Source organism: Paenibacillus harenae DSM 16969 (assembly GCF_000422465.1).
Classification (GTDB): domain Bacteria; phylum Bacillota; class Bacilli; order Paenibacillales; family Paenibacillaceae; genus Pristimantibacillus; species Pristimantibacillus harenae.
In genome coordinates this window covers 58,546-80,878 of the sequence record NZ_KE383844.1, presented here as the reverse complement: position 1 = coordinate 80,878, position 22,333 = coordinate 58,546, and the positions used below count along the sequence as shown (strand labels likewise).

General features: G+C 53.1%; 19 protein-coding genes. 7 read left to right on the top strand and 12 right to left on the bottom strand.

All coding sequences use genetic code 11. The features are described 5' to 3' along the window. The first annotated feature begins 30 nt into the window (after positions 1–30). A complete protein-coding gene (locus H581_RS0124360) occupies positions 31–1,017 on the top strand; it encodes a restriction endonuclease (protein ID WP_245600145.1) in 987 nt (328 codons plus the stop codon). A gap of 293 nt (positions 1,018–1,310) precedes the next feature. On the opposite strand, the gene H581_RS38060 is transcribed toward H581_RS0124360, so the two are convergent. Next, positions 1,311–1,460, bottom strand: coding sequence for a hypothetical protein (locus tag H581_RS38060; protein WP_156889686.1), 150 nt, complete (start codon positions 1,458–1,460; stop codon positions 1,311–1,313). A 12-nt stretch (positions 1,461–1,472) separates the two neighbouring features. After that, positions 1,473–2,339 carry an AraC family transcriptional regulator gene (locus tag H581_RS36680; protein ID WP_028612278.1) on the bottom strand — a complete coding sequence of 289 codons (867 nt, stop codon included), beginning with the start codon at positions 2,337–2,339 and terminating at the stop codon, positions 1,473–1,475. A gap of 169 nt (positions 2,340–2,508) precedes the next feature. Here H581_RS36680 and H581_RS0124345 point away from each other — a divergent pair, with 169 nt between their 5' ends. From H581_RS0124345 to H581_RS0124320, 6 genes are all read left to right on the top strand, one after another. Beyond that, positions 2,509–3,462 carry an N-acetylneuraminate lyase gene (locus H581_RS0124345; RefSeq protein WP_028612277.1) on the top strand — a complete coding sequence of 318 codons (954 nt, stop codon included), beginning with the start codon at positions 2,509–2,511 and terminating at the stop codon, positions 3,460–3,462. Positions 3,463–3,566: 104 nt separating this feature from the next. Further along, positions 3,567–5,933 carry a helix-turn-helix domain-containing protein gene (locus H581_RS35270; RefSeq protein WP_245600144.1) on the top strand — a complete coding sequence of 789 codons (2,367 nt, stop codon included), beginning with the start codon at positions 3,567–3,569 and terminating at the stop codon, positions 5,931–5,933. Between the two features lie 167 nt (positions 5,934–6,100). Beyond that, positions 6,101–7,624: a type 2 periplasmic-binding domain-containing protein gene (locus tag H581_RS35265; RefSeq protein WP_036720025.1), complete on the top strand. Its 1,524-nt coding sequence runs from the start codon at positions 6,101–6,103 to the stop codon at positions 7,622–7,624. Between the two features lie 90 nt (positions 7,625–7,714). Further along, on the top strand, positions 7,715–8,695 hold the full coding sequence (locus H581_RS35260) for an ABC transporter permease (protein ID WP_245600143.1): 981 nt from the start codon (positions 7,715–7,717) through the stop codon (positions 8,693–8,695). A gap of 11 nt (positions 8,696–8,706) precedes the next feature. After that, positions 8,707–9,591: a carbohydrate ABC transporter permease gene (locus H581_RS0124325; protein WP_028612276.1), complete on the top strand. Its 885-nt coding sequence runs from the start codon at positions 8,707–8,709 to the stop codon at positions 9,589–9,591. Positions 9,592–9,612: 21 nt separating this feature from the next. Next, positions 9,613–10,617, top strand: a complete 1,005-nt coding sequence (locus tag H581_RS0124320) for a sialidase family protein (RefSeq protein WP_028612275.1) — start codon at positions 9,613–9,615, stop codon at positions 10,615–10,617. Positions 10,618–10,704: 87 nt separating this feature from the next. Here H581_RS0124320 and H581_RS0124315 read toward each other — a convergent pair whose 3' ends face one another. From H581_RS0124315 to H581_RS0124270, 10 genes are all read right to left on the bottom strand, one after another. Then, a complete protein-coding gene (locus tag H581_RS0124315; protein ID WP_028612274.1) occupies positions 10,705–11,790 on the bottom strand; it encodes a GerAB/ArcD/ProY family transporter in 1,086 nt (361 codons plus the stop codon). Positions 11,791–11,814: 24 nt separating this feature from the next. Beyond that, on the bottom strand, positions 11,815–12,984 hold the full coding sequence (locus tag H581_RS0124310) for a Ger(x)C family spore germination protein (RefSeq protein ID WP_028612273.1): 1,170 nt from the start codon (positions 12,982–12,984) through the stop codon (positions 11,815–11,817). Further along, complete coding sequence (locus H581_RS0124305) at positions 12,981–14,510, bottom strand: spore germination protein (RefSeq protein WP_028612272.1); 1,530 nt, start codon at positions 14,508–14,510, stop codon at positions 12,981–12,983. Before H581_RS0124305 ends, H581_RS0124310 begins: the two co-directional genes overlap by 4 nt. Positions 14,511–14,820: 310 nt before the next feature. Then, positions 14,821–16,548 carry a GMC family oxidoreductase N-terminal domain-containing protein gene (locus tag H581_RS0124300; RefSeq protein ID WP_028612271.1) on the bottom strand — a complete coding sequence of 576 codons (1,728 nt, stop codon included), beginning with the start codon at positions 16,546–16,548 and terminating at the stop codon, positions 14,821–14,823. Further along, the gene (locus H581_RS0124295; protein ID WP_028612270.1) at positions 16,541–17,200 is read right to left on the bottom strand and encodes a hypothetical protein; all 660 of its coding nucleotides are present in this window, start codon (positions 17,198–17,200) and stop codon (positions 16,541–16,543) included. Before H581_RS0124295 ends, H581_RS0124300 begins: the two co-directional genes overlap by 8 nt. Before the next feature lie 173 nt (positions 17,201–17,373). Continuing rightward, positions 17,374–17,619 (bottom strand): HPr family phosphocarrier protein, encoded by a 246-nt coding sequence (locus H581_RS0124290; RefSeq protein WP_028612269.1) that lies wholly within the window; start codon positions 17,617–17,619, stop codon positions 17,374–17,376. 35 nt (positions 17,620–17,654) lie between these two features. Then, positions 17,655–19,076 carry an NAD-dependent malic enzyme gene (locus H581_RS0124285; RefSeq protein WP_028612268.1) on the bottom strand — a complete coding sequence of 474 codons (1,422 nt, stop codon included), beginning with the start codon at positions 19,074–19,076 and terminating at the stop codon, positions 17,655–17,657. 36 nt (positions 19,077–19,112) lie between these two features. Then, positions 19,113–20,639: a tripartite tricarboxylate transporter permease gene (locus H581_RS0124280; protein ID WP_028612267.1), complete on the bottom strand. Its 1,527-nt coding sequence runs from the start codon at positions 20,637–20,639 to the stop codon at positions 19,113–19,115. An 18-nt stretch (positions 20,640–20,657) separates the two neighbouring features. Further along, the gene (locus H581_RS0124275; protein WP_028612266.1) at positions 20,658–21,113 is read right to left on the bottom strand and encodes a tripartite tricarboxylate transporter TctB family protein; all 456 of its coding nucleotides are present in this window, start codon (positions 21,111–21,113) and stop codon (positions 20,658–20,660) included. A gap of 69 nt (positions 21,114–21,182) precedes the next feature. After that, positions 21,183–22,205 carry a Bug family tripartite tricarboxylate transporter substrate binding protein gene (locus H581_RS0124270; protein WP_028612265.1) on the bottom strand — a complete coding sequence of 341 codons (1,023 nt, stop codon included), beginning with the start codon at positions 22,203–22,205 and terminating at the stop codon, positions 21,183–21,185. Positions 22,206–22,333 lie beyond the last annotated feature (128 nt).

Sequence of the window (22,333 nt, the reverse complement as noted above, 5' to 3'; positions counted from 1 at the left end):
CAATACTTTTGACTCAGAAGGGGCCGTATCATGAATACTGAATTGACTCTGTTAGTAAATGAATCACTTGTAGCACCAATAATCTTTATGTTGATGTGCATGCTCGTATATTGTTTCGTTGGTTTGTTGTTGTACTACTTCTTTTTGAAATGGCTACCGGAAGTCATTGTTAGACTTGCTGGAGGGATAGGATTGTTCTATATCATATTCCTTTGTTCAAGCCGCTATAAAGAAATTAAGAGTCTAGTCGACAGATTCAGTATAACTCAAATGTTTATCGGTTTAGCATTGTTGTTTGTAATCATTGCTGTTATAAGTGCACTGGTCATTCCAAATAAAAAGTCAGCAAGATCAACAAAAAGTAACAGAAGATCGAAACCTAAGAAATCACAACCCTCCAGTAACCAGCGGTATCAAGACAGAAGTGACAATGAAATCCTGATAAGTCCACTCACCGATTTGTCCGGTGCTGAATTTGAGCGGCTTCTAGCACTCTATTTTCGCGACAACGGTTATCAAGTGCGTGAGGTAGGTATTGGTGGAAATGACGGTGGAGTGGATCTGGTCATCATTGACCAACGTGGCGAGAAGACGGCCGTGCAAGCGAAATGTTATGCCGATCATAATACGGTAGGTGTCTCAGTTGTGAGAGAGCTGGTTGGAGCGAAGCGCAATCATGACTGTATTCTTAGCTTGCTCATTACGACATCCGATCTGACGGCTTCAGCCAGAAAAGAAGCAGAAAAATTAAGAGTTGATTATTGGCACGGCGCTATCGTTGAACAAAAGCTTAAAGCTTGGGGCAAATGGCAGCCTGGCGCAAAGCCAGTTAAACACAAATCGCCAACGACTAATTTAGCAAATTTCGAAATGCAATCTGCCAAGGCACAAACTGGAGCGGCTAAACAGATCATCTGTTCTTGCGGAGCAACAATGGTTCTCCGAAAAAGCAAGGATGGTAACACGTTCTACGGCTGTTCTAGTTTTCCGAAATGCAGGCAAACAAAATCAATATAAGGTTTAGACTATGGAGGGTTTCGGTAGAAAAGATGCCGCGTACGGACAGAACTTCTCGAATACTAGAGGTAAACAAAATTAAATTGAATTTACCCCACTCCTCTTGAGGGAGACGATTCCGAAGGTTCAGTTGAAAGCCTTTTCCCAGATCGCGATGGCGTGATCAAAGCCATAACTTGAATCGAGCCGCGGATCTGGTGTTGCTGCCGGGCGTGCCCGAAGCCGTGCGGACTCTTAATGAAACGGGGTTGTCCGATAGCTTCATGGTCAGCCCGCGGGAGTGTAGACGATCTTCATTGGCGAGAAAGCGCTAGCCCGTCAAGCCTAATTTCACTTTCACCAGCCTGCATGAAGTCGTACACGCTGAGCGAATCCTGCAAACCGAAATCGCCTGTCGGTACGCGAGCGGTCACAACGCTATGCCGTCCGTCATCCTTTTTCATGCATGCAGCTCGTCATCCCTTCCCCTCCCGCCGCTCCCGATACTGCCGGGGAGTCATCCCTTTCAACCGAAGAAAAACCCGGGAAAAGGTAGGGTATGAAGAAAATCCGGATTCGAATGCTATTTGAGAAATCGGCAAGCTTGAGGAAATGAGCAGACTGCAAGCATGCCGGATCCGGAGCTCGTGAAGGAAATCGACGAAATGCAGGCCGAAATGCTCCCCGAATTGGGAGCTGAGCTGCGTCGGATGGACGTGGAACCGTTCGGACAACGCCTGCAGCGATAAGGGCTCCAGGAAATGCTCGTACACGTACTGGACGACCGGCCATATCGTTTTGGAGGAAGGCGCTTGCCTTTCTTTTTTAGTTGTATCCGGCGTCTTGCTTCCGTGCCTAATGATTTGCGACAAGGCTTGCAGCAGCAAGGAGCGGAGCACGATCGGCCTCCAGGCCAGCGTTGATTGGTACTCCTCATAAAGATTGTCCCACAGCCGAACCGCCTCGCCCAGCGCTTCCTCCGGCAAGTGGACGTAGGCAGGCTGTACGGAATCCCGGCCAAGCAGCAGCTCGTGAAGCCCCCACGCGGCTTCTGGCCCCGACGTAAGCAGCTGCATATCGAAGTTGCAAATATACATGGTTAACTGGTCATCCGCGATGGAGCGGTATTCGTGGATTTGATAAGGGAGTAGCAGCACTAACGTGCCAGGCAGCAGGTCATGCTCCGAGCCGTTGATCCACTCCTTACCTCTTCCTTCCAATACCAACGAGAACTCGATAAAATCATGCCGATGAGAGGATACGGACGTATACCTCTTTTTTTTCATGTAAAAAGGGAAATCCGAGTCGACGTTCGGATATTCAAACAAGTATTGAGGATACATCGCGTTTATCCGCCTCCTCTCGGTCGTGGTAGCTCTATTATACTTGTGAAGCGCTTCCAAAGAAATGAAAGGTATTATAAAATTATGAGAAATGCTTCCCGCGGCTTCGCGCTATAATCCCTCTATAGTTACCGTTCGATAGGACGGCCGAAGGAGAGGGATTGGCATAATGAACAAAACGTTGGAACACGAGAATCGATTCCGCGGCATATTTACGGCTCTGCTGACGCCGATGTACGAGAATGGCGATATTGATTTCGAGTCGCTCACCCGGCTGGTCGAGCATCAGATCAAGCAAGGCATCAGCGGCTTCTACGTGGGCGGAAGCACCGGCGAGGGCTTTATTCTGACAGCCGAGGAACGTGAGCAAATTCTGGAGTCGGTTGTCCGGGCAGCTGCGGGCCGCGTAACGATCATTGCCCATATCGGCTGTATCAGCACCAGGGAATCGATCCGGTTGGCGAAGCATGCCGAGGCTCAGAACGTGGATGCCGTATCCGCCGTCGTCCCGTTCTATTACAAGGTATCGATGAAGGAGATCCGGGAGCATTACGAAGCGATTATGGCGGCCACCTCGCTGCCGATGATCGTCTATCATTATCCCGGCGCAACCGGCGTCAGCTTGTCGATGGACTTCTATGAGCAACTCAGCCGGCATCCGCAGTGCATCGGCGTCAAGTTCACTTCGCTCAATCTGTTCGAAATGCAGCAAATCCGCGCCAAGTGCGGCGAGCATTTCCTTATCTATAACGGCCACGACGAGGTGTATCTTGGCGGCGCTTATGCCGGGGCCGACGGTGCCGTTGGAAGCACCTACAATATGATGCCCGGCCTATTCGCGCAAATCTATGAAGTCGTCTCCTCAGAAGAACGCCCGGCTATGCGGCTGCTGCAAGCAAGGCAAGCGGAGGCGAACGAGGTCATTGCCCATATGATCCAGTATGACGCAATCCCTTATGAGAAGCATGTGCTGTATTTGCAAGGCGTGATTGCCACGCCAACCGTAAGAAGACCGCTTAAGCAGTTCACGGCGGAGGAACGGGCTTCGATCGAGGCGTACTACGCGCAAAGCGGCACGCTTCAGCGCTATCGGTATGAGCCGAATGGGACGACTATTCGTTAATCGATGAGCAAGTGACCCAATTGTATGCATCGACTTCATAAAGAAGCATGAGGCTGATCCCGGTCAGCCTTCTTGTTATTCCATGGCATGGAAAAGGGGGCAGGATGATGCGGAGAAATTTTTTTGTGAAGCTGATTTTGACGATGGCGCTGCTCGCTATCGTTCCGAGTCTCGTCTCCAACATCGTGACTTACTTTAAGGTATCCGAGACGTACCGGAAGGAAACGGCGGCGAACAAGCAGCAGTATTTGAACCAAACGATCAATGCGATTGAAATCGTCTTGAACCGGATCAAGGAAAATTCCAATCAGCTTGCGCTGAACCGGTCCTTTCAGAAATTTGAGGGTTTCCCTGGAGCCAGCTATTACGAGGGCCTGCAGGGGGAGCTCCGGAAGGAGGATCTGCCGGCGCTGTATTCGTACCTGGAAGCGAAGAAAAATTCCATCGAGACGATCAATACGTTCCGCATGTCCAATGCGTTCGTCGATTCCGTCTACTACTATGACGACCGCAGCCGGTCTGTCATTACCTTGGATAACGACGGCTCGAACCGCCAGTTCGGCTGGGACGAATTTTATGACAAGGGCTGGTACGATAAGCTGCTGCAAGCAGCGGAAACCATCGCTTTTACCGACACCAGAATGGCCAGCCAGTACCGCTCCCCGGACAAAAACGTACTAACCCTCCTCTACAAGACCGGCAAAGGAAACAGTGCCTTCATTATTAATCTGGATGCCGAAATGATGTATACGAGAATTTTCAGCAGGCTGAATCAACAGGATGACATCTACGTGGTTTCACCGGAAGGGAACGTCTTATTTCACAAAAATCCCGCGCATCTGCACCAAAGCATTCGGCAGGTTCTGCCGTCCTATGCCGGGTTCGCCGGTAAAGCCGGTTATTTCCTGGAAAAAATCGGCGGCAGCCCCAAGCTGATCTGCTACGCGGAATCGTCCTTGCTGGGTTGGACTTTCTTGAACGCTTCGGATATGAAAGCGCTATCACAAGGGACGGACTCCATTAAGCAAACCATCTTTATTTCGGCCGTGCTGCTGTTCCTCCTATCGCTCATGCTCGCCTATTTGTCTTCCAAGCGTTTATACAAACCGATCAAGCGTCTCAAAGCGATGGCAGGATGGAACCCGGACCGCAGCAAGCTGGATCGCACGGACGAGCTTGGCGGCATCGGCCGATTCATGCAGACCGCGATCGATGAACGGGACTACTTCAAGGAGAAGCTGGACGAGAGTCTGCCGATTCAGCGGGAGCAGTTCAAGGCCGGTTTACTGAGGAGACACCGCATGACCCGGGACGAGATTTCCGCGAAGCAGCAGGATTTGAAGGTGGATCTGGATCAGACGAATTTGGTCGTCATGGCCATCGCCTTGGATGAGCCTGACCGACAGGAGCCGGAGCCGGGTATGAGCGTGAGCATGTCCGAGGATCTTCGGAAGCTGCGCATCATGGATCGCATTAGCCAGAGCCCGCTGCTTGCCATGAAGCATTTTCTGGTGGAGACGGAGAAGGACGTCATGGCCCTCGTCCTGTCGTGCGGCGGAATGGACCGTCAGCAAGTATTCTTGCTGGGGCAGCAGCTGCTTCATGAAGCGAACCTTGAGCTTCACGGCCGCTTCACAATCGGAGTAGGCAGGGCTTACGAATCGGTCCTGGATCTCCCGCAATCGTACGAGGAGGCGGTGGAAGCGTTAAAATATCGCATCCTGTACGGCAGCGGCGACGTCATCTCGATCGAGGATATCCAGCTCGACGGCGCTGTCTGCTTCCGCTATCCGAAGCAGAAGGAGGAGCAGCTGCTCGCCTGTCTGAAGACGGCCAGAGGGGAGGAAGCGCTTCGCGCGTTCGGGGAGTTCGTCGCGGAGATCGAAGCGCATAAGAGCCGCATGCATTACAACCAGCTCAAGCCTCCCTTCGTCCAGCTGCTGACGGGCATCATGGGCGCGTTCGGCCAGCTCGGCGCGGATATGAGCAGCGTGCTCGGGGAAGATGCAGATCCTTACCGGGAGCTGCTGGGCCAGGCGTCCATGAGTGACATTGTCCGCTGGTTCGAGCATGTCATTCTCGCCTCCTCCGCCTATATCGAGCGCGAGCTGAGCGCCAAGGGCAACCAGCATATTGCAAGAGCGGTCGAGATGATCGAACAAGACTATGCCAAGGATCTGTCGCTTCATTCGGTAGCGGAGCAGCTTAAGCTCAATCCCGCTTATATTAGCCGGCTGTTCAAGCAGATTACGGGCGATACGTTCGTCGATTACTTGAAGGAGGTCAGGCTTGAGCGTAGCAAGGAGCTGCTGCTCGGCGGCGGCACGAAGATCGGCGAGGTCGGCCGGCTCGTCGGCTACAGCAATTCGTATTATTTTATCAAAGTGTTCAAGGAACGGACGGGGCTCACCCCCGGCGAATATAGAAAGCTGCATGGCGCCATGCTTCGCCCCCAAGGCTACAGGCTCTAAGTCGTCAGGCGATGCAGCCCCCCAAAGTATGACGATTATGACAAGTAAAAGAAGTCATACGAAAGTAGAATTTTTATGATTTAAAGCGCTTACAAATTCGGCTATGCTTCGGTTCAGGCAGGGCAGTCAGCCTTGCGCAACCCAATTAAAAAAAGGGAGGAACTGCCATGAAACAGAGATTTGTCAGCCTGCTGCTGACCGCTGCGTTAAGCGCCGCCTTGCTGGCGTCATGCTCCGGAGAAGGCGGAGGGAACGCGGCGGATAAGGAAGGCGGAGAGAAGGGGCCGACGCCGATCTATATTTATCAGAATACGGGCGCCTTGAACGCGAAGCCGGAGGGCAGCGTGCCCGCTGAGCTCGAGAAGATGAAGCAGCATTACATGGAGAAGCTGAACATCGAGCCGAATGCCATCATCCCGCCCCAGGGCGGCGACGCCGCCAAGGAGAAGCTGAACCTGCTGCTTGGCTCCAGCGACGAGCTCGACACCTTCATGGGCAATTGGGACGATTACGCGCCGAAGGGCGCCATCATTCCGCTGAATGACCTGCTGGACGAATACGGGCAGGACATCAAGAAGGCATGGCCCCAGGAGGCTTGGGATTATATGACGGATAAGGAGGGGACGATCTGGGGCATCCCGCGGGGGATGCCGGCTACCCACTATCCGATCTGGATCCGCACCGATTGGCTGAAGAAGCTTGATTTGAAGATGCCGCAAACGCTCGATGAACTGGAAGCGGTCTTGAAAGCATTTAAGGAAGGAGATCCGGACGGCAACGGCAAGGACGATACGATTCCGATGATGACCGACCTGAACGGCATCAAAAACGCCATTCTTGGCGGGTACACCGAGCACGGCAACAGCAACTGGTTCGACTCTTCCGACCAAATGCTGAAGCCTGCCGAGCTGGCTCCTGGCTTTAAGGATTTTGTAGCCAAGATGGCCGACTGGTATCAGAAGGGTTACCTCTACAAGGAGTCCTTCGCCAAGTTCGATGCGCTTGAGCTGCTGAAGACGAACCGCGTCGGCAGCTCCTCGATGTGGTATTCGCGCATTACCCTGCTGTTCCCGCAAATAAAAGCGAATTTGCCGGAAGAGGCCAATTATGAGATCATCCGCGGCATTCAAGGGCCGAAGGGCAAGCCGATGACCGCTTCGCCGGGGTCCACGACAGCACAGGTCATTACGAAGAAATCCAAGAACGCCGCAGCGGTCATTCAGTTTATTAACGATCAATACAAGGATATCCCGACGAATTCGCTCACGGCCGCATTCGGCACGAACTGGAGCTATATCGGGGACAGCAAATACGAGGTCGAGCTGACGAATCCGGAACTCACCTACGCCGGAGAATATTTGCTGTCGCTGGGCACCGCGACTGAGACGGCGTACGCCTTCAAGGATCCGATCAAAGAAATGCACGCCGAATATTTGAACAAGGAGCTGCTGCAGCTGGATACGGCGAAAATGCCCGTCGATGCGACCATTATGTACGACAAGGTGCAGCTGCAGGAGAACATTCCGACGCTTGGGGATATCGACCGGCTGCGCAGCGAGGAGCTGGTCAAATTCGTAACGGGAGCCAGGCCGCTCAGCGACTTCGACGCGTACATCGATCAATTGTATAAGGCGGGGCTGGATCAGTGGATCGCCGAATATACGAAGCAATATAACGAGAAGAAGCAGTAGCGGGCATAAGGGATCGACGGGCGGGCGGCAGCTTGCGGCGAATCGGCTTCGCGCGCGGCCGCTCTCCGGCTCGTGGAAGGAGGAATGCTTTTGACACCGACGACGCATACGGTGCATACGGCAAGACCGGAAACCGCAGCCGGCACCGGCGCTGCCAGACGGAGATTGTGGTCAGCCATCAAGCTGCACCGGTTCTATTACTACTTGATCATTCCCGGCATGCTGTACTTTATTATCTTCGATTACATTCCGATGTTTGGCGTCATCATTGCCTTTAAGGATATTTCCCCCTTCGAGGGGGTTCGCGCGATCTTCACGAGCGAATGGGTCGGCTTCAAGCATTTTGTCCGCTTCTGGAACTCGTACTACTTCTGGAACGTCATGCGAAATACGCTGTTGATCAGCGGCTACAAGCTGCTGTTCGGCTTTCCCGCCTCGCTCCTGCTGGCTCTGCTGCTGAACGAGGTCAAGCATACCGGCTTTAAGCGAATCGTTCAGACGATTTCGTACCTGCCGCATTTTATTTCCACCGTCGTCGTAGCGGGCCTTGTCATGATGGTGCTGTCAACCGATAGCGGCATGATTAATGCGATTGTCGTTGCTTTCGGCGGGGAGCCGATTCATTTCCTGGGCGATCCCAAGTACTTCCGGAGCATCCTCGTTCTGTCGCATGTGTGGCAGACGATCGGCTGGGGCACGATTTTGTATTTGGCCGCAATGACGGGGATCGATCCCGGCTTGTACGAAGCGGCGAGGATAGACGGCGCGAGCCGGCTGCGCCAAGCGTGGCATATTACGCTGCCGGGCATTACGCCGATCATCGCGATTCTGCTCATCCTGTCCATCGGCGGCCTGCTCAATGCCGGGTTCGAGAAGGTGCTGCTGCTCTATTCCCCTTCGGTCTATTCCGTCGCGGACATCATCGACACGTACGTGTACCGGGAAGGCTTGAACAAGCTGAACTATTCGTTTGCGACGGCGGTCGGCGTCTTTAAGAACATCCTGGCGATGATCCTCATTCTGGGAGCCAATTACGTCGCGAAAAAAATGAACCAGACCGGAATCTGGTAAGGAGGTCTTCGATGAGCGCATTAAAGCCTGCCGCGTCGGAGCGCGCCTTCGACGCCGTCAATATCGTTCTACTGATCGTATTATCGCTGCTGTTTCTGATTCCTTTTCTGGCGGTCATCGCCACCTCCTTCATCAGCGCGGAGGAGTCGATGAGAAGGGGAGCGTTCGTCCTCATCCCGGAGAAGCTCGATCTTAGCGCTTACGACATGCTGCTTAATCGCGGCATGATCATTTATAACGCCTATAAGGTGACGTTATTTCGGGTGACGGCCGGCACCTTTCTTAATTTGCTGCTTACCGCTACGCTCGCTTACGGCTTGGCGCGCAGAACGCTGCCGGGCCGCAACGTGCTCGTGCTGATCATTTTTCTGACGATGATCTTCCACGGCGGACTCATTCCGAACTATATGCTGATCGACAAGCTGGGGCTGAAGGATACGCTATGGGTGCTGATTTTTCCCGGGCTCATCAGCGCCTGGAACTTATTCATTATGCGCAACTTCTTCCTGACGCTGCCGGAGGAGCTGGAGGAGTCCGCCATTATTGACGGCGCGTCCCCTCCGCTTATTTTATGGAAAATCGTCGTGCCGCTGTCGATGCCCGCTTTCGCCACGATCGGCCTGTTCTACGCGGTGCATCATTGGAATGATTGGTTCAGCGCTTCGATTTATATTAACGATCAGAGCAAGATGCCGATCCAGGTCGTGATGCGCAATATTTTGCTAAGCGGCCTTCTGCAGGATGAGACGCAGGTCGAGCTGGTCCGGGACCCGCCTCCGGCAGCAACCTTGAAGTCTGCGGTCATCGTGATCAGCACGCTGCCGATTATGTTCGTTTATCCGTTCATTCAGAAGTATTTCGTGAGGGGCATGATGGTGGGATCGATCAAAGGTTAATTTCGGGAGGGAGTAGATTCGATGATACAAAAATATGCGGTGAGCCGCGACGACGATTGGTACGAGGCATGGCCGGACGTGGCGCTTACGCGAAGCGGCAAGCTGGTCTGCGTGTTCTCGCAATGCACGCATCACGGGGATCGCTCGGCCACGAGGATAATGATGATCGAGAGTGTAGACCGCGGAAGAAGCTGGGTCAACAAACGGCCGCTTACGGAAATAACGAATGGCCGCCCCTATTGGAATTGCGCGCGCATTACGCGGCTTCGCGACGGAAGGCTCGTTATTGTCGCCGATCAGATTACGAAGGAGAAGGAAGGAGGCGGACGCAATTATCTATGGATCGGCGATGCCGAAGGCAGCCATTGGTCGGAGCCGATCGAAACGCCGCTTGAGGGCATTGTCCCCGACAAGCTGTGCGAGCTGCCTTCCGGCAGGTGGTTATTGTCCGCCCACGTGAACGGACAGTGGCTCCGGTATTCGGATAATCAGGGCCAAGACTGGTCCGAGCCGGTGCTTGTCGCGCGGCAGGAAGGGCTGAAGCTCTGCGAAGGGAGCATTCTGCCGCTGGAGGACGGCACGCTTGTCGCGTTCCTGCGGGAAAATTCCGGTGAAGGCTGGGATTGCTACAAAGCGATCTCTCATGACCAAGGCGAAACGTGGAGCGGCGTCTACCGGATGCCTCTGCCGGGCTGTCACCGCCCGGTAGCCGGACTGCTGCAGAGCGGGAACGTCTTGATCACCTACCGCTTCATGCAAGGGGGGAAAGGGTGGCTCGGCTATTGGACGCAAAACTTCTTCGCCGCCCTGACGGATCAAGCATCGGCCAAGGCATCGGCGCGCAAGGAGCAATGGACGCGGATCATGCCGGTTGACTACGACCGGAGCCCGGCTGCCGACCTCGGCTACTCCGGATGGGTGCAGTTCGACGACGGAGAGATCTACGTCGTTCAATATATCGTTGATGACGCGCCCAAGGGACAGATCCGCGGCTACAGCCTGCGGGAGGAAGACTTTCTGCTGTGACGCGACGAATGTGGATAAATTGTGCATAAAATTGGGGATAAACGCTCAAGCAGCATCCAGCGCTTATCGATACGGTTGATCGGCTGCCTAATTCTTCGCCATTCTTATTTTTCCCACGATAAGCAGGAGCAAAGGCAGACCGATCATATTGATGGGAAGCGCATACGGCACCCAGTAATTAAGCAAATAATTGGCAGTCGCCTCCGATACGTTTTGCGGAAAATACGCAAACGCCATCACAACCGGAGCGATAAAAAAGATCAAAGTCTTCCAATTTTTGATATTGAGAAATTGGGCCGTTCCATAGCTGGTAATGAATAAATAAATAGCCAATTTAATAAATACGCTGGCTACCCAGATCACGATCGTAAGCGGGTCGAAATTTTCAATGAATCCGAAAAGGGATATTTTCCGGGACATTTCGAAAAAGGGATACCACATTTTAGGGGCGAGATTGGTCCCTATCGAGACGGTAGCCATCAGCATGGCGATCAACACAAAGAAAGTGGCGGCAATGACTCCCCAGAATGCGTATGGCGCTCCTTTGCGGGGCTGATACAAGAACGACGCAAGCATGAGGTATTCGACGGAATGTCCGAGATAAGAAGCAGGGGGCAGCGCGCCCTTGACGATATTCATCATCCCGCTGTCCGCGTATACCGGCAGCAGATACTTTAAATCCGCATGGTTGATGCTTGCGACCACAACAAGGATAACCATTAAGATAATAATCGGCCCGAGAACCTCGCTGCAGCGGGCGATGGATACGATCCCTCCCGAATAGGTTGCATACCCGATCAAGAGGAGCATAATGAGCATGATCGCCGCTTTCGGCGTCGCCGGAAGGATCAGGATATGGACGACATCGATAAATTGGCGGAGCACGATCGGGAGGATCGTATACCATTGGACAAGATAGACGACAACGACGACCTTGCCGATCCACTTCCCCAGAACCGTTTGACTGAGCTGAATTAAAGTCTGGTCAGGATGGAGAAGCGCCGCGTTCGTCACCAGAAGCGTGGCAAACAAGATGATACACCCGGCAACAAGAATAGAAATCCATACATCTTGTTTCGCGGCCTGCAGGCTTGGCGTGAGCGTCATGATTAACGTCATTCCCACATCCATAATGAAGATCATCCAGAATACTTGCATGCCGGTCACTTTCATCTTGAACCCTCTCTATTCGTTCGTTTATTTCTTCTGCTGGTGTGCGGGGGCTTGCGTTCTGCCGACCCGTTCGAGCACCATTACAGTCTTTACCTGAACGGAAGCTTTTGGATAAAGCTCATCCCAATCCTCCTTCATTTTCTTCCAGGCATAAGGGTGTTCGATATGGATTCGATTTCCGAAGCCGAAGATATCCGATTTGAATTTTTTCTGTGTATGCGAGATCGTCTTCGTGATTTCTTCTTGCAAATCCGCCGCGAATTTCTTCTCGACGAGAGGGATGACCTTGCTCATATCCATACTCGTATCGTTGGATAAGATACTGCCTAGAGCGTTCAAAGAGACCGAAACTTCCGGATTTCCATTCTTTATTTCGGTGCGTATTTTCGGCGTAGCCTTCAATAATCGTATCGTGACGGTTCCTTTATATTCCTTCTTTGGAGGCTCCATTTGCGTGGTGAGCTTCATATCGCGGCTTCTCCCTGCCACTAAGCGAAATGCTTTCAATTCCTTGCCGGATAGAAATCCGACCAGTTTATTTCTTTTATAAACCGCGGCTTTATCGATGATATAGGTTTGTTGACCGGCGCCTTGCTTCATGATCTTTATGGCTCCGGTAACCGGCGATTTTCCGAATGAAGCGAGAGCGTCTATAAATTTGTCCGTTTTGACGGAAAGGCTGAAGTCGCTATATTGTAATTTGTTGATGCCGATAGACGGTATGATTTCCATGAGGTACGGTGCTTCTAAAATCTTTTTTGCCGTCGTTCCGTATGCGGTTACTATATAGCTGTTATAACGGCTTTCCGGTGAACGCAGCAAAGTATCCAGAACCTGATCGAAGCCGCGTCTGGCATATTTTTCACCGACCACGATGATCCCCCGGTGGCCCAGATTGATTCGCCGCGACAATTGCTGCTGCAGCCGGTCTAAAGCGTCTATCGAGTCCTTCCCTTTGGCTGAAACAACCAGGACGGGTTTTGCCGCTTTCCCTCCGGACTGCAAAGCGCTCGGAATTCCGGTTGGAAGCGCAATTTGCAGCGTAATTTCAACCCGGCCGTCCTCCGAAAGATCGAGACCGCTGGCCATGACGAGCGCAAGATCATCCATCTCCGTACGGTCCCAGCAGCCTGTGAGAAAACCAAGGCAGGCGATAAGCGTCAAGCAGCCAACCCAAATACGGCTCAGGGTCATTTCTTCTCCAACTCCAGTTTTTGTTGAATGTGCTTCTGCCTCTTATGCATGACCTTCCAGGGGGCTCTGATAAATACATCCAATAGCCCGGACGGGCTCAGCGGCGCAAGCGGCGATAAATAAGGAACGCCGAAGGAATTCAGGTTGGTCAGATGGATCAAGATGGCGATCATGGCTGCGCCAACCCCGTAAAGGCCGAAGGTTCCGGCACAAAGCACCATCGGGAAACGCAAAATGCTGATCGCCTGGCTCATGCCCGGATGGGGAATGAGAAAGGATGCGATTCCCGTTAAGGATACGATGATGATGATGGGAGCGGATATGATGCCTGCCTGAACCGAGGCTTGTCCGATGACAAGCGCGCCTACGATACTGATCGTCTGGCCTACCGGACGGGGCAGACGGACTCCCGCTTCCCGGAGAGCTTCGAAGGTTATCTCCATAATCAAGGTTTCCACCATCGCCGGAAACGGCACGATTTCCCGCGCTGCCGCGAGGCTCAAAGCCAGGCTTGTCGGAATCATTTCCTGGTGAAAGGTCGTAATCGCTACATAGGCGGATGGAAGGGTCAAGGCCAAAAAGGCAAACAAAAACCGCAGCCATCGCAGCAGCGTAGCGAAGATGAAATTCATATAGTAGTCCTCGACCGTCTGGAGTCCGTACCAGAGTGTGACGGGCATGATCAGCGCGATCGGAGACCCGTCAACGAGGAGCGCCACTTTTCCTTCAATGAGGGATGCCGATACCGAATCGGGTCTCTGGGTCGTCTGCATGACCGGGAACGGCGAGGAGGGGTGGTCGCTGATCAATTCTTCGATGTAACCGGACTCCAAGATGCTGTCCATGTCGATGGTTGCCAGACGCTGTTTTACTTCCTCCACTACGTTCTGCGGCGCTTTGTTTTCCAGATACACAACGGTCATTTCCGTACGGGATACCGCCCCTACGGTGATCTTCTCCATCTTCAGCAGCGGCGTCCGGATCCGATGGCGGACCAAGGCCATATTGATATGGAGCTTCTCGATAAACCCGATCCGCGGGCCGCGGATCACCGCCTCCGTGCTGGGCTCCTCCATTGGACGCTGCAATTGGTCTTTGATGCTGAAAGAGAGCGCCTGCTTGGAGGATTCGAGGAATAAGACGACTTCCCCCCTGACGATAAGCTGAACGGTTTCTTTCAGACTCGGTGTCATAACGGGCTTTGCGACGGAAGCCATTTCGGTTCTTATTTGTTCGGTCATCCGGGCAGGATTATCGGGGTCCTTTAATTCAAGATTCAATAAGGGTCCTAAGAAACCGGATTCCCACATCGTATCGTCGACCAATACATCGAGATAGACCGCCATACAGGGAATCGATCCGAAGGCATGAAGTTTTCGTACGACAAGATCGCTGCAGTTGGCAAAGGCTTGCCGCAAGGCCGTTTCATTGTCGGCTAATTTATCGGACAGCTCTTCTGCGATTGTATGTTCATAATCCTTCAGCTGCTGATTTAATTGTTCCGGAAAGCCTTTATTTCTTTTCATATGGGTTCTCCCTGTTAGGTTGGTTCTTGTCAGATCCGATCGGAGGGAATTTCTAGTTAAGCGTACGTTCCCTAACTTCCCCTATATTTTTCCCATTTATTCGGAATAAGGAAAAAGACCACTGGAGGGAAGCCTCTTTGAGGCCTGCATGCAGTGGTCGGTTTCATCATGGATAGGAATAGTTTTCCTTCTGCCGAGCATGCTAAATGCATATCCGGCGGGGAGTAAACAGAGGGAAGGGCGAAGGGATGAAAAATGTTGGAAAGGCTGTCGCTTTTCTATTTATTATTGCTTTATCAGGGGCGGTTCTTTATTTATCCGTTTCGATGGAGTGATCAAAATACTTATTGGCCAGCTTATCAGCCGTACGCGTTGCGAGCGCTTGGGTTGTGAGGGTCGGATTAGGTCCTCCGATCCCGTCAAAGTGCACGCTGTTATCGGCGATATAGAGCCGCTTGACTTGAAAGGCCTCGCAGTTCGTATCCGTCACGAATCCCATGCGCATCGTGCTTTCCAGATGGAGCAGGAACCCGGTCGGCAAATCGGACCGGATGATTTTTTTGGCGCCGGCCTGCTGCAGGGTCTCGCACGCATATCTGGCCAATTGATCGCGCCTTTGCAGTGTTTTTGGGCTGGGGGTATAGTAAACGATCGGAATCGGCCCGTTCTCGTCTTTCAGCAGCGGATCAACCTCGACTCTGTTGCTGAAGCGCACTTCATCATCGGTGAGGAGGAGCATGGTCATCGTTCTGCTGTAATTGTGCATTAATTCTTTCAGCTCCGGACCGACGACTCTGCCTCGGATATCCCAGGGCTCTCCCGGTTCCGGCGGATTTAGGGCATCATACCCCGCTTCACTGAAGCCGTAGGTTAAGAATGACATCAATCCGGGGCTCAGGCAGGAAACCTGAAAGATCCCGATGCCCGGAATATCTACTCTGGCCCCCGACGTATGTCCGACATACGGATAGACGGACGGCGTTCCCAGTATGCTCATCAAATCCTTCTCGTCAAACACGCCGCCAACCCAATCGAAATAATGATTGGTCAGTCCTCTCCCCACCCATGGGTTGAAAGGAAGCCCGGAATTCAGCCAAAGACGCGGCGACTCGATGCAGCCGGCCGCCATCACGACCGTCTTGGCCGTTAGCTCGCCGATTTCTCCCGTCCATGTGTCCCGAAACTGCACGCCGGTTGCGCGAAGCCCTTCTTTCGGATCCTGCTCGGTCAATATTTTGATCGTGAAGGAATTAGGCCGGATCGAGACGTTTCCGGTTTTGAGAGCAAGCGGAATATAACTGACAAGCGTGCTCCGTTTGGCGATTTTATCCATGGAGGGACCGCTCGTGCATCCGTTGACGCAATGCCCCCTCAGGGTGCAGCCCTCCATATGGGTCAATTGTTCCATGGAATAATTAGGGTCCATCAGATGCTCGTTCGTGCGAAGAATCGCGTTGGGGTTCGGGCGATAACCCGGGGTCACGACGTCAAGCGTCGGGATCAGCGACCAGCCGGCTTTTTTGGCACCGTAGTAAAACAGCTCTTCTTTGGGAGTCGTCGGTGAGAATTGAACGGGCAATGTGGCTTCGGCTTTCTCGTAATACGGAACGAGCTCCCGGTAACTGATCGGCCAAACATGATCGATCGCCTGCGGAAAAGCGCGCGGCGACTGAGACCAGTAATGCTGCGTCGTGCCTCCTACTCCGGACACCTGCCAAATATCGCCCTTCTGCCGCATAACCCGGTGCCAGGGCGCGCGCCTCCGATCGGCCGGCCCGAAGCGGAAGGCGCCTGAAACGACATCGTTCATATTGTTTTCATACGAATTGTAGATCTTCTTATAAATGCCTACATCCAGATCGTTGTAGCTGGAGCTCCACTCCCCGCCTCGTTCGCTGTTCGGGTTCTGCCACTTCTTGTTCCCGTAGAAGGGACCTGCCTCAAGCACCAAAACTTTCAGCCCTTTTTCTCCAAGCTCCTTGGCCGCAACGGCGCCGCCGCCGCCGGACCCGATCACGATTACGTCTGCATCATACAATGGTGGATTCTCCTCCTTCACGCACGATGGTCAATAAATAACCGCCAAGAGCGCGGTAACCTAAAGAAACGCCAGGGTATCCCGCCTGCCTCCAGCCGATCGGGAAATATTCAAGCCGCCGTACGGTCGGGGTCGCCAGCCGCGTGGACCCGTAAGCCGGCCACTCCGAGTAAAAGCCGAACATCGTGCCGCGATTCAAATAATCGACGATAAAGGTAATCAACCCGCCGTCGTCCTTATAGGGCGGGGGAAGCAAGCCGAGATCAACCCGGAGCTCCTCCAGCATGGCGAGCACCCGGATTCTGTCGGCCGGCGAAAGCGCGGCGTACGGGCTGCTTCCCCAAAGCGCGTGGTTCGGCGCATGCTGCGCCTGGCCCGAGGCGACGAATTGAAAGGCGCCTGAATTAAGCAACCCGGCTGTAGAAGCGGATAGCGGAACAATGGTCAAATGCGTGCCCAGGAAAAGCGCCAGGCTGTGATCCAATTCCCAAATCATATACTCGTAAACGTACAGCTCTACCGCTCCTGCAGCTTGCTCCGCTCCGAATACGGCAAGCGCCGGCGTATTCGGGACGATCGCTTCGACAAGCGCCTTGAACGTTGCAACGGTACGAGGATCGGCGGTTGCGGCATATAATTTTGCTTGATGCATGCTGGGTTCCCCCTAAGTAAACAAAGATGTCAGACTTTGGATTCAATCTAACTTGAATTTATTCGGACAGCTTGGCTATTATTCTGCGTTTCCCGGCTGCTGTATAACGGCGGAGAAGAAGTCTATAAAGAAAAAAGAAAGAGGCGAGCTGGAATTCGCTCACCTCCTGACGACTAACGGTTGACCTCGACATGAATATGATATTTGTTGAAAACCCCGATCATGGCGGACTTGGCTTCCTCCTCGTCGGGACCGTGAATTTCAAGCTTATACGCAAGGTTTTTGTAGAGGGAAATACTTAGGCCCAGGATGCTCTTGACGTCGACGAACTTCGTGTCGCTGACGCGCAGGACGATGCTTGATTTGAAATCGGCCGCCGTTTGGTTAATGTCGACGATGCTTCGAATTTCCGCTTTCATCGGACAACCCCCCGTTCATTATTAGTGGATTCGCGTCATCTGTACTCCCGAGGTATCCGGCGGGCAACGCCCGTCCTTATGGCGGCTTTGATGACGAGATCGCGAATGGCTTTCACGACGGTTTGGTTGAATACGCTCGGAATTATATAATGCCGGCTTCTCTCTTCATCGGAGATGGCGGAGGCAATGGCCTCTGCGGCCGCAAGCTTCATTTCCTCGTTAATGGTCGAAGCCCTGCAATCCAATGCGGCGCGGAATATGCCGGGAAAACATAAGACATTGTTAATTTGGTTCGGATAATCCGAACGGCCGGTAGCCATGACGCCGACGATATCCTCCGCTTCCTCGGGCCTGATCTCCGGCGTGGGGTTGGCCATTGCAAATACGATCGGGTTGTCCGCCATGGTCATGACGTCTTCCCGGCGCAGCAGTCCCCCCGCGGATAGTCCGATGAATACATCGGCCCCTCGAATCACGTCACGCAAAGATCCCTGCTCGCGGTTCGGATTGGTATGCTCCGCATACCACCGCCACATGGCATTGTCATAAGCGGTTCCGGCAGCAAGCGCGCCATGCCGATCCACGCCGATCAGGTTGGTCACCCCCGCGGACAAAAGAATTTTACTGCAGGCAACGCCCGCCGCTCCTATCCCGCAAACAACCACTTTGATCTCATGAATCGGTTTGTTGACGATTTTCAAAGCGTTGATTAAAGCCGCATACAAGACGACCGCCGTGCCGTGCTGGTCATCGTGGAATACGGGAATATCCAATTCCTCGCGCAGCCTTTGCTCGATTTCAAAGCATCTTGGAGAAGAAATATCCTCCAGATTGATCCCGCCGAAGCCGGGGGCGATCGCTTTGATCGCGGCAATGATGAGCTCCGTGTCCTGCGTGTTCAAGCAGATCGGGAAGGAGTCGACGTCCGCCAGCTGCTTGAACAGCATCGATTTGCCTTCCATGACGGGCATCGCCGCGTATGGACCTATATTGCCAAGCCCCAAGACGGCGCTTCCGTCCGATATGACGGCAACGGTGTTTCTCTTGATCGTTAACGTAAATGCTTTTCTCGGCTCTTCGTGAATGGCCATGCACACGCGTGCGACATCGGGCGTATAGACGCGCGAGAGATCGTCGCGGTTCTGAATCGGCGCTTTCAGCTTCGTTTCGATTTTCCCGCCGAGATGCAGCAGGAACGTTCTGTCCGAAATATTGACCAGCCGGACGCCGTTCAGGCTCTTAACCGCTTCCGTAATAATGCCGATGTCGACCGTATCGGTCACGGTAATCGTAATATCCCGCACCGTCTTGTCCTGGCTCGTCTGAATGACGTCGATAGCGACGATATCGCCTCCGGCCTCGAAGATGGAGGATGCGACCTGGCCGAAATGCACTTCGTTCGTATTCATTTCAAGTCTGAGAATAACGCTTTTTCCGCCTAGTTTATTATTATCCATGGCTGCCTCCGTCTGATCGTTAATTAGGGCCCTTCCTTAACCTTCCTCGTTGACGACAACCTCTTTCCCTCTCTTCTTCAACAGGAAAGGAACAATAATCCAGATTGCGGCGATGATCAAGAATACAAGCGACAGCGGCTTTTGCAGGAAAATCATAAAATCGCCGTTGGATGTCGTTAACGCTCTGCGCATGTTGTTTTCGATCATCGGCCCCAGCACCAAGCCAAGCACGAGGGGAGCCAGCGGGTAATCGTTCCGCGCAAGCAGGAACCCGATAACCCCGCAGGCAAGCAGCAGCATTAAATCAAATATTTGCACCTGAACGGCGTATACGCCAAAGATCGAAATCGCGATAATGATCGGGATCAAGTATTTCGGCGGCGTTTGAATGATCTTGGCAAACACCTTCACCAGCGGCATATTGAGAATAAGCAACATGAGATTTCCGATCAGCATGCTGGCAATCAGCCCCCAGGCCACCTGAGGATGCTCCTCGAATAACAATGGACCCGGCTGGATGTTATACATGATTAAAGCGCCCATTAAGATCGCCGTTGTGCCCGATCCCGGAATGCCGAGCGTAAGCAGCGGGATCATGGCTCCGCCGGATGCCGCATTGTTCGCGGATTCGGGCGCGGCTACGCCGGCGATATTTCCTTTGCCGAACGTTTCGGGATTTTTGCTCATTTTTTTCTCCAAAATATAACTGAAGAAGGAAGCCAGTGTAGCGCCTGCGCCGGGCAGAATGCCGACGAAAAAGCCTAAGACCGAGCCGCGGGCAATCGGCCCCGCGCTATCCTTTAAATCTTGTTTGGTCGGAAGGATGCGTTCGATCTTCGCGGTTTTGCCGGCGGAGTAATCCTTCTCCAATATCGTTTTGAATACTTCGCCCAATGCAAACAGGCCGACCGCAACGGTCAAAAACTCGAGTCCGGAATAGAGCAGCGGGACGCCGAACGTAAACCGCGCGACGCCCGACACCGTATCCATGCCGATGGTAGCCAGAAGCAAGCCGAGCACCGTCATAATAAGCGCCTTCGTGATGGATTTTCCGGCCAAGCCGCTGACGGCGCATAGTCCAAGCAGCATCAAGGAAAAGTAGTCCGCGGGCCCGAATTTAATCGCGACTTCCGATAACGGCTCGGCTAATGCGATGAGCGCGATGACGGCAAATAATCCTGCGGCAAAAGAGCCGATCGCGGATATCGATAAAGCAGCCCCGGCTCTTCCTTGCTTGGCCATCTGATAGCCGTCCAAGGTGGTTACGACGGAAGAGGATTCTCCCGGCGTATTGAGCAGGATGGATGTCGTGGACCCGCCGTACATGGCTCCGTAATACACGCCGGCCAGCAGAATAATGGAGCTTGTGGCCGCCGCTTCCGGCGGCAATCCGCCGGTCATGGAAGCCGTTATCGGGATAAGCAGCGCGACGCCGCTCATGGGGCCAATGCCGGGCAGCACGCCTACGGCGGTGCCGATTAACACGCCGATGAAGGCGAACAGCAGATTATGCCATTGGAAGGCGGTTGCAAAACCGTCTGCGAGAAATTGCAAGGTGTCCATTCATGTACCTCCTTCTAATCACGATAGCCAGGACGGGAAGCCCGGCATCGAGCCTTCCAACAGGACGACGAAGATGACGTAAACGCCTGCCGCGAACAACGCGGAGATTACGATCGACTTCAGCCATTTTCCTCTCTCCAATACTTGAAAGCCGACGAGGAGGAAGAGGAAGGTCCCGATGATATAACCGATCGTTTCCAGGAAGAACGCATAGAGAAACGCTGCGGCGAAGATGATGAGAAATCTTTTGTAATCGAGCTTATCCGCCTTGCCGCTTTGGCCTCTCGCTTTCAAGGCTTCATAGAACAAACGCAGGCTTAAAATAATGAGCAGCGCCCCGAGACCGAAAGGGGCAATATTGGGGCCTACGGTGCTGCCGTAAGCCGAGGAACTGATTGTCGTGCTCTGCCACATGAATCCGATGCCAAGCAGCAAAAAGACAAGGCTGGCGTATCGGTCGAATGTGTTGTTCAATGCTATGCACCTCCAATGAAAGAATAAAGAAAGGAAGAGAGACTTGTGCTCCCTCCCTGGGTCTTACGTTTACTTCTGCATGCCGAGCGCCGTTAACATCTCTTGCACGACGGCTTCCTGCTCGCCGAGGAAGGCTGCGAAATCGGTGGAATTCCGGTATTCGCTCGCCCAATCATTCGCTTGCAATTCTTTCGTCCACGCTTCGTTCTCGGACAGCGCCTTTAACGTTTTGTCCCAAAACGCGATTTGGTCCGCAGTCATGCCTTTCGGCCCCAATACGCCGCGCCAGATCGTAAATTCCGCATCGATGCCCTGCTCTTTTAAAGTAGGCACATCCTTGAAGTCGCCGCCGAGACGTTCATTCGAAGTTACCGCGAGAATTTTGATTTTACCTGCCTTCAAATAACTGCCGAGGGAAGAGATGTCGGTTCCGATCGCATCCGCGTTATTGCCGAGCAGAGCGGCAATGGCTTCGCCTCCGCCGTCATAGGACAAGTATTTGACCGCTTTGGGATCGACGCCGAGCTTGAAGGCCGGCAGCACGCTGATCAAATGATCCATGGAACCGGGAGCGGAACCGCCCGCAAGCGTGACTTTAGAAGCATCCGCCTTGATATCGTCGATTAAGGCTTGAAGATCGTTGTATTTGGAATCGGCTGAAACCGCGATTGCGCCGTAATCCTTCGTTAATTGGGCAAGAGGGGTAACGTCCTTGTACCCATACGGGCTGTTTCCTTCTTTCTTGAGGTTGTTGATAAGAATAGGCGGCGAGCTGACAAACAGCTTGTAAGGATCATCCTTGTCCTTCGTCACGTATTCCGCCATAAATACGGTGCCGCCGCCGCCGGGTTTATTCTCGACGGTCATCGTCTGATCGACCAGCTTGGTTTCTCCGAGCACCTTGGCCAAGGATCTTGCCGTCTTATCCCAACCGCCGCCGGCTCCCGACGGGGCCGTAATGATGAACGGCTTCTCTGGATATTCGGCCGCTTTCGAGCTCCCGCCGTTCGTTGCCGTACCGCATGCCGTAAGACTAACCGAAACCAAAGCTGCCGCTGCTATCGTTTTCCAATGATTCATTTTAGGTTTCATTCCATAATTCCCCCTTTGGATCAATCAAGTAAGCGTATACAATCATACTGAAAGCGCTTACTCGAAATATATCCCTTACACTAACATGGCTTATAGGGGTTGAACAGAATAACGACATAAGTTGAAAA